At 49.6% G+C, this 16,360-nt stretch carries 17 protein-coding genes; 15 read left to right on the top strand and 2 right to left on the bottom strand.

From position 1 onward, the window contains the following. Nucleotides 1-544 precede the first annotated feature (544 nt). From TPH_RS12525 to TPH_RS12480, 10 genes are all read left to right on the top strand, one after another. Entirely contained in the window at nucleotides 545-2,134 is a 1,590-nt protein-coding gene (locus TPH_RS12525; protein WP_015051563.1) for an ABC transporter substrate-binding protein, read from the top strand. A 255-nt stretch (nucleotides 2,135-2,389) separates the two neighbouring features. Then, nucleotides 2,390-3,412, top strand: a complete 1,023-nt coding sequence (locus TPH_RS12520; protein WP_015051562.1) for a radical SAM/SPASM domain-containing protein — start codon at nucleotides 2,390-2,392, stop codon at nucleotides 3,410-3,412. Then, a complete protein-coding gene (locus TPH_RS12515; protein WP_028991302.1) occupies nucleotides 3,412-3,636 on the top strand; it encodes a PqqD family protein in 225 nt (74 codons plus the stop codon). The genes TPH_RS12520 and TPH_RS12515 overlap by 1 nt, the downstream gene beginning before the upstream one ends. A gap of 28 nt (nucleotides 3,637-3,664) precedes the next feature. Beyond that, nucleotides 3,665-4,615: a radical SAM/SPASM domain-containing protein gene (locus TPH_RS12510; RefSeq protein ID WP_015051560.1), complete on the top strand. Its 951-nt coding sequence runs from the start codon at nucleotides 3,665-3,667 to the stop codon at nucleotides 4,613-4,615. A gap of 90 nt (nucleotides 4,616-4,705) precedes the next feature. Continuing rightward, on the top strand, nucleotides 4,706-5,527 hold the full coding sequence (locus TPH_RS12505; protein WP_158502685.1) for an SPASM domain-containing protein: 822 nt from the start codon (nucleotides 4,706-4,708) through the stop codon (nucleotides 5,525-5,527). Then, entirely contained in the window at nucleotides 5,524-6,453 is a 930-nt protein-coding gene (locus TPH_RS12500; RefSeq protein ID WP_015051558.1) for an ABC transporter ATP-binding protein, read from the top strand. Before TPH_RS12505 ends, TPH_RS12500 begins: the two co-directional genes overlap by 4 nt. Nucleotides 6,454-6,456: 3 nt before the next feature. After that, on the top strand, nucleotides 6,457-7,200 hold the full coding sequence (locus TPH_RS12495; protein WP_015051557.1) for an ABC transporter permease: 744 nt from the start codon (nucleotides 6,457-6,459) through the stop codon (nucleotides 7,198-7,200). A gap of 422 nt (nucleotides 7,201-7,622) precedes the next feature. Continuing rightward, nucleotides 7,623-7,994 carry an oligopeptide/dipeptide ABC transporter ATP-binding protein gene (locus TPH_RS12490; protein ID WP_015051556.1) on the top strand — a complete coding sequence of 124 codons (372 nt, stop codon included), beginning with the start codon at nucleotides 7,623-7,625 and terminating at the stop codon, nucleotides 7,992-7,994. A 117-nt stretch (nucleotides 7,995-8,111) separates the two neighbouring features. Further along, the gene (locus TPH_RS12485; protein ID WP_015051555.1) at nucleotides 8,112-9,680 is read left to right on the top strand and encodes an ABC transporter substrate-binding protein; all 1,569 of its coding nucleotides are present in this window, start codon (nucleotides 8,112-8,114) and stop codon (nucleotides 9,678-9,680) included. 21 nt (nucleotides 9,681-9,701) lie between these two features. After that, the gene (locus TPH_RS12480) at nucleotides 9,702-10,640 is read left to right on the top strand and encodes a methyltransferase domain-containing protein (protein ID WP_015051554.1); all 939 of its coding nucleotides are present in this window, start codon (nucleotides 9,702-9,704) and stop codon (nucleotides 10,638-10,640) included. 187 nt (nucleotides 10,641-10,827) lie between these two features. On the opposite strand, the gene TPH_RS12475 is transcribed toward TPH_RS12480, so the two are convergent. Then, nucleotides 10,828-11,346: a ribonuclease toxin HepT-like protein gene (locus TPH_RS12475; RefSeq protein WP_015051553.1), complete on the bottom strand. Its 519-nt coding sequence runs from the start codon at nucleotides 11,344-11,346 to the stop codon at nucleotides 10,828-10,830. Next, nucleotides 11,327-11,719 (bottom strand): nucleotidyltransferase domain-containing protein, encoded by a 393-nt coding sequence (locus tag TPH_RS12470; RefSeq protein WP_015051552.1) that lies wholly within the window; start codon nucleotides 11,717-11,719, stop codon nucleotides 11,327-11,329. Before TPH_RS12470 ends, TPH_RS12475 begins: the two co-directional genes overlap by 20 nt. Before the next feature lie 588 nt (nucleotides 11,720-12,307). Here TPH_RS12470 and TPH_RS12465 point away from each other — a divergent pair. Genes TPH_RS12465 through TPH_RS12445 form a run of 5 tightly spaced genes read left to right on the top strand, consistent with a single transcriptional unit; the run spans nucleotide 12,308 to nucleotide 16,357 of the window. Then, nucleotides 12,308-13,246: an ABC transporter ATP-binding protein gene (locus TPH_RS12465; protein ID WP_201764455.1), complete on the top strand. Its 939-nt coding sequence runs from the start codon at nucleotides 12,308-12,310 to the stop codon at nucleotides 13,244-13,246. Beyond that, a complete protein-coding gene (locus TPH_RS12460; RefSeq protein ID WP_015051550.1) occupies nucleotides 13,236-13,955 on the top strand; it encodes an ABC transporter ATP-binding protein in 720 nt (239 codons plus the stop codon). Before TPH_RS12465 ends, TPH_RS12460 begins: the two co-directional genes overlap by 11 nt. A gap of 18 nt (nucleotides 13,956-13,973) precedes the next feature. Then, nucleotides 13,974-15,386: a cobaltochelatase subunit CobN gene (locus TPH_RS12455; protein ID WP_015051549.1), complete on the top strand. Its 1,413-nt coding sequence runs from the start codon at nucleotides 13,974-13,976 to the stop codon at nucleotides 15,384-15,386. 13 nt (nucleotides 15,387-15,399) lie between these two features. Next, a complete protein-coding gene (locus TPH_RS12450) occupies nucleotides 15,400-16,074 on the top strand; it encodes a MotA/TolQ/ExbB proton channel family protein (protein ID WP_015051548.1) in 675 nt (224 codons plus the stop codon). Beyond that, nucleotides 16,031-16,357 (top strand): DUF2149 domain-containing protein, encoded by a 327-nt coding sequence (locus TPH_RS12445; protein ID WP_015051547.1) that lies wholly within the window; start codon nucleotides 16,031-16,033, stop codon nucleotides 16,355-16,357. The genes TPH_RS12450 and TPH_RS12445 overlap by 44 nt, the downstream gene beginning before the upstream one ends. Nucleotides 16,358-16,360 lie beyond the last annotated feature (3 nt).

Below are 16,360 nucleotides of genomic sequence, written 5' to 3'. Positions count from 1 at the left end.
GGTGGGGTGTTTGATAGTGGATTCCAATTTGCTTCTTATCAGGAACCTGTCGGTGGAATTTCCGGGTCCCGGGGGTTCAATCCGGGCAGTGGACAAGGTTGACCTCAAAACCACCCAGGGGCTGCTACAGTGAAAGGATGTTGTGAAAGTGGAGCTTGAACTGGGTAGCAGCATGGCAACAGAAGCATGAGGAGTGTTTTTGGACAGTGAAGCTCCTCACGAAAGATGATGCCGTGTATGTCGAAACTGCGTCAACCACATAAAACAGAATTGAAAGCGATAATAATAGAAATTACTAGAAAACAAGAAAAATATAGAGACTTATCCAGATATCACCTATAGATTGGACAACAAAAGATTTTATTGCGATAAATTTTTATGATACAATTTGGCCAAATAAGAAGACCACGAAGGTCATCTGCCATGCAGAAGGATGGGCAGGGCTTTCGTGGTTTTTGTTCTTGAAAGGGGTGAAAGATGGAGAATTTCTGTTTTTGAGATGGGATCACCCGAGAACTGATGTTATTTTCAGGGAGTGATTAGGATGCGACGATCTGGCAGGCATTTGCTGTCCATTATTCTTATTATAGCAATTGCTTTTTCGGTTGCCGGTTGTAAGGGAAAACCGGTGGCCAGGCAAGCGGAGACAAAAGATGAACTGGTTATTGCTTTGGACAGGTATACAGCTAAAAAACCGCCGGAAGGTCTTGGAGTTGCAACTTGTACACAGGTCTTTGAACCACTTCTTTTTCTTAATAAAAAACTGGAAATCCAGCCAGGGCTTGTCACTTCTTGGGAACGACTGGATGATCTAACCTGGAGATTTAACCTGCGTAAAGGGGTAAAATTTCACAACGGCAAGGAATTTGATGCTGAGTCAGCCAAGTTTGCTTTCACCGTTTATCTGGATATGATGAAAAAAGGTTATGTATACGAAAGGGTCAAGGAGGTTGTGGATCATAACTCCTTTAAAATTGTTGATAAGTATACTCTGGAAATAAAAACACTCAGACCTTATCCATTCCTGCCGTACTTGATGACACATCCATCTATTGTGGCCATGGATCCGGACGCCTTTAATAAGGGCGAAATCGTCGGTACCGGCCCCTTTAAATTTAAAGAAGAAGCAAAAGACCAGTATGTAATTGTAGAACGCAACGAAAACTACTGGGGCGAAAAACCCTTTTTTAAGAGGGTAGTGTTTAAAATCGTGCCTGATCCAAATACAAGGATATTGGCTTTGAAGACAGGAGATGTTGATGTAGCTGTATATCCTTCTCTTCCATCTCTCAAGGAATTGGAAAAGGAATATAACACCTTTTATGCTTTTAAAGGCCTTCCGTTTTTAATGTTTAACTTTAGTAAGCCATATATAAAGGATATCAACTTTAGGAAAGCACTGTGTATGGCTGTCGATAAGGAAAATATTGCAAAGGAGATCTATTACGGAACCGCAGACCCTGCTAACTCATTAATTCCCAAAGGACTGCTGTATTCAATTGAAGACGAATATCAGGGATTTCCATATAATCCAGTAGAAGCCAAGAAATTGCTTGAAGAATCCGGTTACTCCGATAGCAATAATGACGGTTACATTGATAAAAACGGTAAGAATATAGAAATAATATTTCCATATTTTGCATCTGAAGCAGAATATAAAAGTATTGCAGAAACAATTGCCTCTAGCTTTGAAGAAATCGGCATTAAAACAAAGATCGTAACTTTAGAAGCCGCAGCTTATGACGAAGTAATTTTGGAAAAAGGAAATTACGATGTATGTTTAGATGCTACAGGAATTTTTTGGGGTAGTTCAAGCACCATGCTTTACGACCATTTTTATAGTAAGAGCGGTTTGCTGGGATTTCACCGGATTAAGGACGCCGAAGTTGATAAACTCATTGAGAAAGGAATGGAACTGGAATCCAGAAAAGATTTCAAGGGAGCAGCTCAGAAATACAAGACGGCCCAAAAAAGAGCTATTGATGAACTCGTAGGCCTCTATCCTGTAGTCTTTCAAAAACATGTAGTTGTAGCCAAGAAAAACGTAAAAAACTTTTCTCCGTTCCCGTATTATGGGATGTTTTACAATGGTGACTCTGATAACTTGCTGGTCAACGTAAGATGGGAAGAGTGAATAAAAGGTTGAAGATCGCAGATAAAAGATTTGCAGTAAACAACCAACAGAAAGGGGGTGTTTAAAGTGGAATGGAGGCTAGAATTGGAAGAATTCAACTTTGCAGGGTGCATGCATAATCACAATTCAGGGGTTTCAGGAGCAATGACTCAGGTAGAAATGTCGGATCCAGAAGAAGACTGAACTCTGAAGGGGTGGGGGCAATCTCCACCCCTCCCATACTTCATTTGACGGCCCATGAAGGGGGTGTTCAATTTGTATATTCCAAAGAGTCCTTTAATGTTGTGCATTGAACTTACTTCTCAATGTAATCTTGATTGTCGACATTGTTCAGCAGATGCGAATACAGAAAAAAACGTCTTTCCGTACGAAAAACTTATTTCAATTATAAATGCCGCAAGAAACATGGGGGTTAAAAGATTAATATTCGGCGGTGGTGAGCCTCTTCTTTACGAAAGACTGTTTGATGTATGTGAGTATGCTCTAATTGGCGGGTTTAAAGTGTCTTTTGTAACCAATGGTACGCTTGTTCCTGAGATGATGGCAGCTTTTACAAGAATTTTGAATTACCGCGATTCTTTTGAGGTGGGCGTGAGCCTTGATGGTCACTCTCCGGAAATACATGGCTATTTTCGTCCGGCATATACATTTTACACCGCAGTTGAAGCAATAAAGTTGTTAAAAAATGCCGGATTCAATGTATCGGTATCCTGTGTTTTAAACAAGAAAAACATAAAAACCATTCCAGAGTTTATACAATTTCTTTTGCCTTTTAATCTCTATGGTATCAGGTTTTTACCGTTTGCCCCGTTGGGAAGGGGAAAAAATTGTACCGAGAACATGTTTTCGCCAGACGAATTTCATAATCTTATTAGAGAGCGACAAAGTTGGAGAGAAGCTTTTCGAAATAATATCAGCATCCATTTTCCCTGGGAGTTCCTTTTTCTTCCTCCAGAAAAACGACGACCTTCCCCATGCGAAGCTGGCTATCTGCGTCTCTGGATTAACTCAAGCGGAGATATTTTCCCCTGCTCGTATCTGGAGGAACTTCCAATCGGAAATGTTTACCGTGATTCTATCAGCGATGTCTGGAACAATTCCCCAGTGCTGAAGGCGCTGCGCAACCCGGCACTGCTTAAAGGAACCTGTGCTTCCTGCGAATACCGGGATGACTGCCGGGGAGGCTGCCGCGGCCTGGCTTATTTTCTGGAGGGGGATTATTTATGTTCGGATCCTTACTGCCCGATTGTTGTCCGAAGCAAAAGTGTGCAGATGTAATGGAGCGTCAGGAGGACGATAAACTGGTCCTCTATCGTGGGCACCAGCTTATTGTGCTGGGAAGCTATGCTGCTGAGATCTGGCATTTATGTGATGGTAAACATACAGTAAATGACATGGTTGAGTTGGTAATTAACAATTATGCTGTTCCGCGAGAAAAAGCCTACGAGGAGATTTCAGACTTTCTTAATCAGCTGGCAGGAAAAGGACTGGTCAAGCTTTAGAGAAATTCCCAGGGGGAAGGCGTTTGCCATGGGATTAGGCCTGCACCTCGTGACAATTGAGATTACCGGGAGATGCAATTTATCTTGCAGTCACTGCTACCGGGGTAATGATACTCCTGAGGATCTTCATGACTTTTCACTGTTATTAAAACAACTTGCAGAGATCAAGCCGCACTTCATTACAGTTTCAGGTGGGGAGCCGCTGCTGTCAAGGGATGTATTTTACCTGGCACGAGAACTCAAGGGAGTTTGTCAAAAACTTTTGCTGACCACCAACGGTACCCTGGTCAGGGAATTTCCCCGGGATTTCTTTGGCGTCTTCGATGAGGTCCAGATCAGCCTGGATGGCGATGCGGACACTCATGATGCGATTAGAGGGACAGGTGTTTTTGAAAAAGCGGTGGATGCTGCTCGCTATTTGAGAGGGAGCGTACCGGTATCCTTTCTCTGCACCGTAAATCAGTCCAATTACCGGCAATTAAGTTCTATTGTTCGGATCGCTAATGATGTAGGCGCGGTGCCTAAAATGGGGCGCATGTGCGGTTTCGGTTGTAACGGTCTTGATCCGTTGGATGATCCCCTTATTTGGAAGGATGTGCTTAGGGAGGCCATGAATTACGGTATACTCAATGACGATCCCTTGAGCTTCTGGTTTAACGAGAAAAAGAAAGAGAACCGCAGACCGAATAAAATAACTGGTGGATGCACCGCCGGAGTTGCCGGTATTGGCATTTCCCCCGAAATGGATGTTTACCCCTGTGTAAAGTTAAGAATCCCTGCCGGCAATTTAAAAGAGCAGAGTTTAAAAGAAATCTGGCTTAACTCCCGTTTGTTTGAGAGCTTGCGCAATTGGCATAACTTAAAAGGAAAATGCTCTGGCTGTGAATACATTAGCATCTGCCGTGGGTGTCGTGCCGATGCCTGGGCACGAACGGGTGATTATTTGGCTTCAGACCCCTTGTGCTGGCTGGAAAGGTGATAGTGGATGCAGGATGCAATACTTAACCGTCCTTTTATTCTTGCCCTTGCCTTGAATGAATTATCAATGTTACCCTTGAGGACCAAACCTTTGAGCAACCAGGTCTACCGCTGCGTTTGCGATTATATTGAATCAAGCAATGACAAAGGTGTTCTCGTCTTAACCGGAGGGGAGCCGTTTTTAGATTTGCGTTTTGGCGAAATCATTTCTCTGGCCAGGAACAAGGGGTGGCTCACATCGGTGGATACACTTTGTGTCTTTCAGGAACGGCCGCGGCTGGATTATGTTCAACAAGTCCGCTTGCGTCTTTTTTCATTGAATCCTGACCTGCATAACCGGATCACCGGTGAGGAGCACAGTTTCTGGAAGACAATCGAATTCGGCGAATGGCTGGCCGAAAATTATTCCGGTGAGAAAATTTTAGTTTTTCCCGTTTGTAGAGAAAACTCCGGGGAAACAACGGCTGTACTTGACTGGTGTCACAGGTTTGACTTCACACCAAACATCTTTGTTGTCCCCCGGCAGCATGAGTATGCCCTGGATGTCCAGTCTTATCATCTGGTGCTTAAAGAACTTTGCAGGCTCCCTTTAACGGATATCATTATAGATGTGCCCTTGCTAGGTTTAATGGGATGGCCCAATCTGTGTCCTGGCGGCAGGCTGGCCATGTTCATCGGAGCAAAGGGAGAAGTGAAACCGTGTCCCCATTTTCCCCATCCCTTTTGCTGGCTGGAGGAAGACATCGCAGGAGCATGGAGGACAGTTCGGGAAAAGGTAGCGGCAATGAATGAGACCTGCCGTATTTGTGAGCTCTTTTCTATCTGTGGCGGGGGCTGCCCGGCCAATAAGACTGTATCTGGGAAGGACTACTACTGCCCCTACTTTTCCTCTGGAAGGTTGTCTGAAAAATGAAGGTGCTGGAAGTTAGAGGCCTGACCAAATATTTCAACGGCCAGAAGGTGTTGGACGACCTCAATTTTGACTTGAATGAGGGAGAAGCGCTGGGTTTTCTGGGGCCCAATGGGGCCGGAAAGACTACTACCTTAAGGATTATTACCGGCCTCTACAGGCCATCCGCCGGACGAGTCTTTATTGCCGGAATCGACGCCGTGGCAGACCCCATCAAAACCAAGGGCCTTTTTGGAGTCTGCACCCAGGACTTCAGCTTCAACGCCCACTATAGCATCGAGCAAGACCTCTACTTTTACGCCCGCCTGTACGGCTTACCCCGCAGGGCAGCAATGGAGAAGGCGCGCCGTGCCCTGGAATGGGCGGATCTTCTGGAGCACCGCAGGAAAAACGGAGACCACCTCTCCGGTGGGATGAGAAAGAAGATTCTTTTTGCCAGGGCGATGATCAACGATCCTCCTTTACTTTTGCTGGACGAGCCCACCACCGGGCTGGATGTGCATGCCCGCCGGGAACTCTGGGAAATGATCAGAGATCTAAAGAGCCGCGGTAAGAGCATACTGCTGATTACCCATTACCTTGAGGAAGCGGAGCAACTCTGCGACAGGATCCTGATTATCAAGAAGGGAAGGCTGGTTGCCGAGGGTGGGCCTGGGGAACTGCGCCAAATTGTTGATGTAGCACGGCTTCTGACCGTGGACCTCTATCGTCAACTTACCCTTGAGGAAAAAGAATGGCTGTGTGCTTTCCCGGGCGTGAAGAACTGTAAGAGCCGTGGGACAACAGTAGAGGTTGCCCTTGATAGTAGCCCGCAACGGGTGGGTGATTTTGTCCAAGAGATCTGCCTAAGGCTCCAACCTTTAAGTATTTCTTTAAGGGATGCCTCACTGGAGGAGGTCTTCCTGGAAGTGACCGGGAGGGAGGATTAAGGCTTGCGCAGATCTATTCGTGCCATCGGTGTTACCTGTGAATATGTGCTCTATGATTATCTGATCCACTTTCCCTACTTTGCTGTCCGGACACTGCTTTCTCCCGCTTTATATCTTTTTGGCTTTGGCCTGGGGGTGGGGGCACTTACCCAGGCGGGTGAGAGCGCCTATTTTGAATACATCTTCCCCGGTGTACTGATGATTTCCGTAATGCAGGCCAGCTACACCCACTTCAGCACGGAGATCTGGATTTCCAGGCAGGTAGACAAGTACCTGGAGTTGTTGATGATGGTGGCCCCTATCTACCCTCTGGAAGCAGTAGCGGGCTACCTGATTGCCGGGACACTGATTTCTCTTTTTGCTGCGGGCTGCTTTGTGCTGATGGCCATGCTCGTGGTACCCGGTCTTACAATTTCCCTGGGATGGCTCCTTGGTTTTACGGTTGGACTGGGAATTTTCTTTGTATCCCTGGGAATAATCAGCGGCGTCATCCATACCGATCCCCACATTTTCAGCGCCACCAATACATTGATTATACTGCCGCTTTCCTTCCTGTGCGGGGTGTTCTTCCCGCTGGACGTTTTCCCCCAGGCCATCCGTTTTTTGCTGGAACTCATTCCTCTGACACAGGCTGTGGAGGGGATGAGGAGCAATGCCCCTTTCCTGCACTGCCTCTATGTGTGGAGCCTGGCTGTGATTACGGCGGTAATTGCAGCCGGGGTTTTTAAGCGCAAAATTGTGTCTTGATGTGATTGCTCTTTTAACTCTATCTATACCTGTGGCTTTTACTTGCCGTTGCAGATAATGGTCGGGCGCTTTATCCTTACGGGAACGGATAAGTTACCAGGGGCATTTTTATTTTGCGGCAGAGTTGTGCTCTTAGGTGTTGCGCTGCCGGCACCGACTGAAAAATATCGGGACGGAAGCGGTTTTTTTACGGCATCCTGCGCAGGAATTTTCTGTTTCGTGTCGAAGTAAACTCAGCAAAAAGAGGCGGCAGAAGCCGTCCCTTGCTTGTGGTTTTTGAACTGGCAGCATCAAGAATATTGTCGATAAGGGACCACGAAGGTCTTGTGCCCTGCCGGAAGGGGGAAGATCTTCGTGGTTTTTGTTTCATTCAGGTGTTGCTTTAAAGCGTTTCGGTTGAGCGTTGAGGGGGTGTGGTTTGGATGCCCGCTGAACCTGTGCTGGCAGATGATGATTTAAAAAAATGTTTGCTTCGAGAGCTGGAAAGGCGGTTTGGGCTGTCGTACATCTTTATATTTCACGATCTGGCCGCCGTGAGTTGCCTGGCGGATCGGATCGCTGTGATGTACCTGGGCAAGATTGTAGAAGTGCTGCCGACGGGGGACCTCTTGTCCGGCGCCTGCCATCCTTATACCAGGGGGTTGCTGGCGGCGGTGCCGGAACCCGACCCACGGCAAAGATATAGCCGGCAGGTTACAGTCAAGGGCGAGCCGCCGAATCCGGCAGATCCTCCGCCGGGTTGCCGCTTTCATCCCCGCTGTCCCGAGGCCCGGCAGATATGTCGGGAGAATTAGCCGGTGCTGCAGGAGGTGGGAGAGAGGCATTTGTTGAGGTGCCACTTGTTTTTAGAGTACTTTTCGTAACGATCCGGATGTACAAAGGGCAATAACTGGAGTAAGGGGTGCAGAAACGTGAAATATTTAAAGCAAATAGTGTCTTTCTTGGTCATTATAATGTTGGTTGCCGGGTCTGCGGGTTGTGGTGGGCAACAAAGGGAAGGTCAGGTAAGCAAAAAGGAATTAGTTGTGGGCGTTGGAGCTGATGGTTATACCCAAAGGGACAGCGAGTTAGGAATTTATTCACTAAATGCCAATATTTGCGAGCCCTTAATTCGACTTACGCCTGAGTATCAATTAGAGCCACTTTTGGCCACCAAATGGGAATATAAGGGGAGCAACACTTGGCGCTTTTACCTGCGCAAAGGCATAAAGTTTCATAACGGTGAGGACTTTAATGCTGCAGCTGTAAAGTATACCTTGGAAAAAGGTATTCCCTCCAGTGGAAAATCCATTTTGAAAATCAAAGAAGATGTAGTCAAAATAATTGACGATTATACGGTGGACATTGTAACTACAGAACCTAATATGCGCGTTCCAGAAATCCTGGCTCACCCAAGTTTTGCCATACGAATCAAAGAAAATGAAGATAGCCAGAAACCTATTGGTACCGGCCCCTTCTGTTTTGCCAGGTACGAGCAAGATAAAGAGCTGGTTGTTGAGCGTAACCCTGATTATTGGGGGGAACCTGCAAAAGTGAATAGGATTGTTTTTAAATTCATTCCAGACCACAACAGCCGGCTCCTTGCATTGCAGGCAGGTGAAGTTGATGTTATTACAGAAATTCCTCGTGAAATGATTGGACAACTTAAGACAACCCAAGGGATTCAGGTGTTGCGCGGAAAAACTGGTGCTTATGTGGCTCTTTACCTTATGGTTAACGGGAAACAGCCCTTCGACATTTTGCAGGACAAAAGGATACGGCAGGCCATTGGCTGGGCCATCGACCGCGAGGCTATTATCCAGAAGGTATGGGAAGGTAATGCTATAAGCAGCCAGACCATAATTCCTCCTGACATCTTGAGGGAGCATAAGGATTTAGTCAGCGGATTTGCCTACAACCCAGAAAGGGCCAAAAATCTCCTGGAACAGGCTGGATGGAAAGCCGGGCCTGACGGCATCAGGATCAAGAACGGGCGGCGATTGGAACTTACCCTTGTTTCCGGTTTTCCTTCGGCTAGTGTGCTTGAACCCCTACCGGAAATCTTGCAGCAGCAGCTTAAGGAAGTCGGAATTGGAGTTAAGGTGGTGGAAGTTGCAGATCGTGGGCTTTACTTCGATAAATTGAAAAAGGGAGAAGGTGATCTCTGGCTGGAGCGGGGCAGCCAGAATGACGGTGACCCTACTTTCTTGCCGCAGCTTCTCTTCCATAGCAAAGGGTATTATGAAGCCAACTATAATAAAGCGTTCTGGCCAGGCAGAAAGTTTGACAATTTGATTGATCATGCCCGTAATAATCCTGAAATAGTGGAAGCAGCACGACTGGTGGCGGAGGCCATTCATGTTCTGATAGATGAAGAAACAACTGCTGTACCAATTGCCTCGTTATACACGATCTATGCCGCAAAAGAAAAGGTTAAGGGACTTACTCCTCATCCTTCAAGCATTAACACGAGATGGGACACTGTCTATATAGAAGAATAGAAGATTCAGGGAGGGAGCCTTATGATAACAGAAAAGCTAAATCCCGAAGGGGGAGCCACGAATTGTTCACGGTATCCGTTAAAGGATCCCCATTTCTGGACAGAGACGTGGAACGAGGCGCATCGCCATTCCCTATCTGCCAGGCGACGCCCTGACCTGAACCCTATAGAATACTGGAACCGGCTGGCCGGGCAAGTTGAACGCTGGACCGATCAGGCGAACGCCAGAGGGCGTGTTGACCGTGTACTAGCCTGGCTCGAGCAACAGGGAGTACTGCACCCGCAAATGGAGGTACTGGACATCGGTGCCGGAGCGGGTACTTTCACCATACCTCTGGCCCGGCTGGTAAAAAGGGTGGTGGCCCTGGAACCGGCCCCGGCCGTGCTGGCCGCCTTGCAAAAGAGGGTGGAGGCACAAGGACTGGCAAACGTCCACTTTCTTGACCGGGAGTGGGAAAGGATTGACCCGGCGCAAGAAGGCCTGGCCAGGCGGTTCGACCTGGTCTTTGCCTCCCTCACGCCTGGCGTGCGGGATGCGGAAACCCTTCAAAAAATGATGACCTGCTCCCGCCGGTGGTGTTTTCTGTGCGACTTTGCCGGGCGGCGGCAGAGTACGGTGCGGGAGGAGCTGTGGCGGATGATCTTTGGCGAAGAAATGCCTCCGCCGGGTCACGATATTATCTACCCCCTCAACTACCTCTACACCTCGGGTTATTATCCTTCTTTTCAGGTCTGGGTGGACGATTGGGAGCAAGAGTTGCCGATAGCAGAGGCAATAGCTGATCTGGAGGAACTCTTTCAGTTCTATACAGAGGTGACTCCTGAGGTTAAAGAAAAGATGACTGATCACGTAAAGCGACGGGCAACTAATGGAGTTTTCCGGAGAAAGGATCGAGTGCGGTTGGGGATGATCCTATGGAGAGTAGATGACAAATGGGAATTGGAAACAGGTGTTGTTTGAGGAGAATGTCAGGTTTCGGCAAGCGATGCGGTGGAGAATGCTGGGTAGTCGAGCCCGGATAATGGCGAGACCTGCGGCAACATCCGGTGGGTGGTGAAGAATTCGACCGTTTATTCGAGTAAGCCTTAAAGAGCCCGGATGGTTTGAACGCTGGGCCGGCCAAGGAGCGCACCAGGGTCTTCACCTTTCAAAATTCATTTTTCTCCAGCTTGTTAATTATTTTTTGTAGGAATTGAATAATTGCCCCGATACTTTTCTTAAAAGCCATCCAGACATCCTGTATATTTAGGGCCAGATGCTCTATCTTTTTCCATCGCAGCTCTTTGGTATAGGCATGACGGTAAAGGTGCCTGAATGCCTTGTAGTCGCTCAATATCTCCTGCAGCTCAGCCGAGATTATAGCCGGCCTAACACCGGGCGTTTTCCGCGAACTAACATAGAGCAATTCCGAATGCCAGTCCCCAGAACGGGGCATGTAGCCGTCCACTGTTTTAATTATCCGCGCTAGAATGTCTTCTATTCCGGTGTAAAAATGGTGCAGGTAACCGGCCAGGGCCATTAACTTTTCCTCGGGAATCTTGCCAGAAATACGGCTTATTTCCTGGCCCAGAGAATTAATTTTGCGGGCAATGTTCTCTATGAAGGACATCTTATCTTCCAGGTCACCTATTAAACTCAGGTAAGCACTAATCTTTTCCTTGCTCATAAATAATCACACCCTGGCTGAATATTTTTCTCTTCAAGGATAACGGGGCTTCTTCCAGCCGGATTACATCTACCCGGAAGGGACGGGCGATATTTTCGGCAGCCGTTAACGTTTTTAAGTGGTCCTTCTCATCCAGGCCTTCCAGGGCAATGTCTATATCCGAGAAGGTGGAAAAGTGCCCATTGGTCAAGGAGCCAAACAGATAAATGCGGCACAGCGGGAATAGAAGCGGCAGTTCTTTTGCCAGTCGCTTTGCCTTTTTCCAGGCCTCTCTTTTACGGGCAACGAGAAATTTTTCTTCCATCCAGGCTCGCCTTTTGTGGCCTGCCAGGTATTCTTCAAACTGGGGCGTTTCATTATACCCGCCGTACATTCCGGACACCTGCCTTTTTACATCGTTTCTATCTTCTTTAGTTTACACCAGGTGGCAGGAGCTGGCAAGAATTTGCGAATTCAACAAGAACAGTCGGCAGCATACCCTCATTTAGCTGGGGAGAAGGGAGTAGCTTACCTTTTCATCAGCCACGAACCGGAACTGGCAGGGATGTTCTGCCACGGATCTGCCGGCTGAGTGAAGGGAAGCCGGGTGTTTGTCTTCCTGCTAATATTGAGTCTACAGGGAGGTTACCCCGGGAAGCTGCCCGGCCTTTAAGCAAATAGGGAGGTGCGCTGCCGGCACCGACTGAAAAATATCGGGACGGAAGCGGTTTTTTTACGGCATCCTGCGCAGGAATTTTCTGTTTCGTGTCGAAGTAAACTCAGCAAAAAGAGGCGGCAGAAGCCGTCCCTTGCTTGTGGTTTTTGAACTGGCAGCATCAAGAATATTGTCGATAAGGGACCACGAAGGTCTTGTGCCCTGCCGGAAGGGGGAGATCTTCGTGGTTTTTTATTTCAGTGCCTACTCCGCAAGGGAAGGGGTAGGCGGGGGCTTTTTTTAAGCTGTCAGGTGGGGTGTTTGATAGTGGATTCCAATTTGCTTCTTATCAGGAACCTGTCGGTGGAATTTCCGGGTCCCGGGGGTTCAATCCGGGCAGTGGACAAGGTTGACCTGGAGATTGAAAAAGGGGAGCGGGTGGCCCTGGTCGGGGAAACAGGCAGCGGCAAAAGCGTCCTGCTTCTCTCCCTTCTCCGCCTTCTGCCGGCCGGGGCCCGGATTTCCGGGGAAGTCTGGTACGAAGGAAGGAACCTTCTCCGTTTATCCGAGGATGAACTCTGCCGGATCCGGGGGCGGGAGCTGGCCTACATCCCGCAAGGGACAGGAAACGCCTTGAACCCCGTCTTAACCGTGGGAATTCAAGTGGCCGAGCCTCTGATCGTCCACCTGGGCTTCAAAAAGAGGCCCGCTCTGGCAAAGGCGGTTTCTCTGCTCGGGCAACTAGGCATCCCCGAGGCTCAAAAAAGAGCCTTCGAGTACCCGCATCAGTACAGCGGGGGGATGAAGCAGAGAGCGCTGGTGGCCATGGGGGTAGTTGCCGAGCCCGAGGTCCTGCTGGCCGATGAACCGACAAAGGGAGTGGACTGGGAGAGGCGGGAAGAGATCTTGAATCTCTTTCAGAGTTTGACTGGAAAAACCATCTTAACTGTTACCCACGATCTCTGTTTTGCCGAAAAGTTTGCCGAAAAGGTGGCAGTAATGTATGCAGCCCAAATTGTGGAGGTGGCTCCCCGGGCGGAATTCTTCAGACAGCCGCTTCACCCTTACGCCCAGGCGTTGCTGGCCGCCTTACCCCCCCGCGGCTTGCGGCCGCTGGCCGGCTACGCCCCTGAGCACGCCAGCTATGGAGAACCTGGCTGTCGTTTCAGGATGCGTTGTCCCCGTGCCTTCCGCCGCTGCCAGGAAGAGCCGCCTCTTTTAGAAGAAAACGGTCGCCGGGTGAGGTGCTGGCTCTATGTTAGTTAAAGCAGTTGCCCTGAGCAAGACCTATAAGATCGGGTGGCTCAAGAAAAGGTCCATTAAGGTGATCAAAGAGGCCGAGATCTTTATCGATAAAGGGGAGACCGTAGGCCTCGTCGGGGAGAGTGGGAGCGGCAAAACCACCCTGGGGCTCCTTTTAACGGGTCTTTTAAAACCTGATGACGGTCAGATTTTCTTTAACGGGAAGGAAATCACCAGACTGACTCCGTCAGAGAATAAGGATTTCCGGCGCCGGGTCCAGATCATCTTCCAGCACCCCGAGGCGGCCTTCAACCCCAAATGGAGATTAATCCGGAGCCTGGCCGAACCTTTTAGGCTGCACGGGATTCCATTCACGGAAAGAGCTCTTTTGGAACAACTGGAAACCATCGGCCTTTATAAAGAGCATCTGGACCGTTACCCCTCCCAGTTGAGCGGGGGAGAACTGCAGAGGGCAGCCATCGCCAGGGTCATGGTGCTCGAGCCAAAGTTTCTCGTCCTGGATGAACCTACCAGTATGCTGGATGTCATTACCCAGGCGCAGATCATCAGGCTTTTGCAGGAGATTCAGAAGGAGAAAGGATTGGCCTATCTCTTCATCACCCACGATTTAGAGCTGGCCCGGTTGTTCTGCCGGCGGATTTACTGCCTGGTGGACGGGAAACTACAGGAAATGTTGACGGTGCGTTCAGCCTCACGAGAGAGTGATTTCTGAAGAAAGGAGGCGGAGGAATTGCGGCGCTGGAAATGGATCCTGCTCTTGTTCGCAGTTTATCTCTTTGCCACCTGTTTTGCCTCTCCTGCTCTGGGGCAATCAGATCTGGGTGTCTTCCGCTTTGACGAAAAAATCAAGAAAGAAACCATCGATCCTGAAAGATATCCCAGTCGGGAGGCCTATGCTGCAGGAGAAAAGCTGGCCCGGGAGGCTGTCAAAAAGTTCAAAGCGGAAAAGGGAAGTTATCCCCCGCGGGTAGCAGCAGTGGTATGGGGCAAAGAGACGGCGGGGAGAGAAGGGCCGATGGTTTCCTTTGCCCTTGCCCTGCTTGGTGTCAGGCCCCGGTGGGATCCATCTGGAAAGGTGATTGGCCTGGAGTTGATCAGTTCCAGTGAATTGGGCCGGCCGCGCACAGATGTCATAACAATCACCACAGGATTGTTTCGTGATCTTTTCAAAGACCAGGTGATTATGCTGGACCGGGCGCATCGCTTGGCCCTGGCGGCCTCTTACCAGAGCATCACCTCGGCCTATCCCGAACTTCAAGTGGCCCTGGATGCTTCCCTTGCCCCTTTAGAAAAAGCCGGTCTGCTCGTAAAAGGGAGGGAACCGCTAGACTCCAACTATGTCGCTACATGCTGGATAATTGCTGTCCACGAGTTCCTGGCCAAAGGCCACCAACCAGAAGAGGCAGGTGAACTGGCAACGGCCAGGATCTTTGCTCCTCCTGCAGGAGAGTTTGGCTCTGGTGTTACATTGATCGGGTCTCCGCAGGACCCGGAAAAGGTGGCCGACCGGTTTGTGAACCGCCTGGGCAACATTTATTCGGAAACGGAGTGGGGCACAAACCGGCCCGAAGTTTTCAAAGAACTGCTGAAGGCGTGCAAGGTGCTCTTCCACTGTTACAGCGAAAGCCCCATCCTCGACCAGGATGACCTGCCCCTGGAATACACTTACGTGCCGGGGCTGAAGGTGGCCCTGGAAAAATGGGGAGGAGGTGAGGTGGAAAAGATTACGGGAACAATCCACGGCCTGCAGGGAGGCGGAACAGGCGAAGAGCAAGGGCAGGCTGAGGGCTCTGGAACAGGCGGAGAACAGGAGAAAGTTGAGGGTTCGCGGGTCCGGCTCGGGGAAAAGGGAGCTACTCCTGTGGCTCAGAAGGAGTCATCAGCAGAAGGAAAAAAACCGGTTCAGACGAGCTCTCAGCAGCAGGCAAGTTCAGCACCTTCGTCGCTCCGAGCGCCTGAGGCTCAGCCAGGGGCGCGGATCTTTGAAATAGAACCTGTTCCATCGCCTGCCACAAATTCTCAGGAGCAAGCCTCCTGCTGGTCTACTGTTGGGATCCTTCTGGCCCTGTTTGCGGTAGGTGGAGTAAAGGGGCTTCTCCGGCACAGGCGAGAATTTGCCCAGGTGCATCTGATTAGTTTCTGAGGAGGGGTTGAAATTGGATTTGTTGCACGGATTGAGGGAAGTAATGCACCAGGTTTCTGCCATCCTGCTAGCTCCCACCATCGCTGTTCTCCTTTTCTTCATCTGTTTTGCTGTAATCGAACTGGGTAGCCTGCTGGTGGAATGGCTCTTTTCGAGGCGCGTTGCTTTAACCGATGTTTCTGATTTGGTGAGGAGAATCAAAGCGAGCAGGGACCGGGCAGAACTGGAAAGGTTGATTAAGGAAAGCAATATGCTCCGCAGGCAGAAAGAAGCACTGGGGGCGCTGCTGGCGCAGGCAGAACTGCCCCACGCTGCCTGGGAGGCTCTGGCACGCAGAATGCTTACCCAGGAGGAGCTTTTTTACGAAAAGATAGTGACCAAAACAGACCTTGTGGCCCGGTTGGGCCCTATGCTCGGCTTGATGGCGACCCTGATTCCTCTCGGCCCAGGACTGATTGCTCTGAGCCAGGGGGACACCGAGATTCTTGCGGAAAGCTTGCTGACAGCCTTTGACGCCACCGTGCTTGGTCTGGCCTCGGCTGCTGTTGCCTTTTTTATTTCCAGGGTTCGCCGGCGCTGGTATGAGGATTACATGAGCATCCTGGAAACCGTTACTGAAGCTTTGCTGGAGGTGAGCAGGAGCCGTGAAGTCGCTGCGGAAAAAGAAGGGGCTGCTGACTGCGGCTGAGGAAGTAAATCCCTTGGAGGGAGCAATTAACATTGTGGACGCCATGCTGGTCTTCGCCTGTGGCTTGATGCTCGCTCTGGTGATCTACTGGCAAGTCCCGATCGCCCCTCAGGGGGAAAGAATCGAATTGAAAAAAGCAAGGGAAGTTTCTCATCTCCCCGATGTGCGGCGTGACCTGGTCGAGAGGCAGGAAGGGGGCAAGGTTTACGAAAAGGTAGGGACGGTCTTCAAAGACCCTGAAACAGGGAAGCTTTTTATGATAACTACAGAACAGTTGAGATAGGGG

Origin of the sequence: Thermacetogenium phaeum DSM 12270, assembly GCF_000305935.1 — a bacterium.
GTDB lineage: Bacteria > Bacillota > DSM-12270 > Thermacetogeniales > Thermacetogeniaceae > Thermacetogenium > Thermacetogenium phaeum.
The sequence above is the reverse complement of the archived record's forward strand: the minus strand, read 5'-3'. Positions and strand labels throughout refer to the sequence as shown.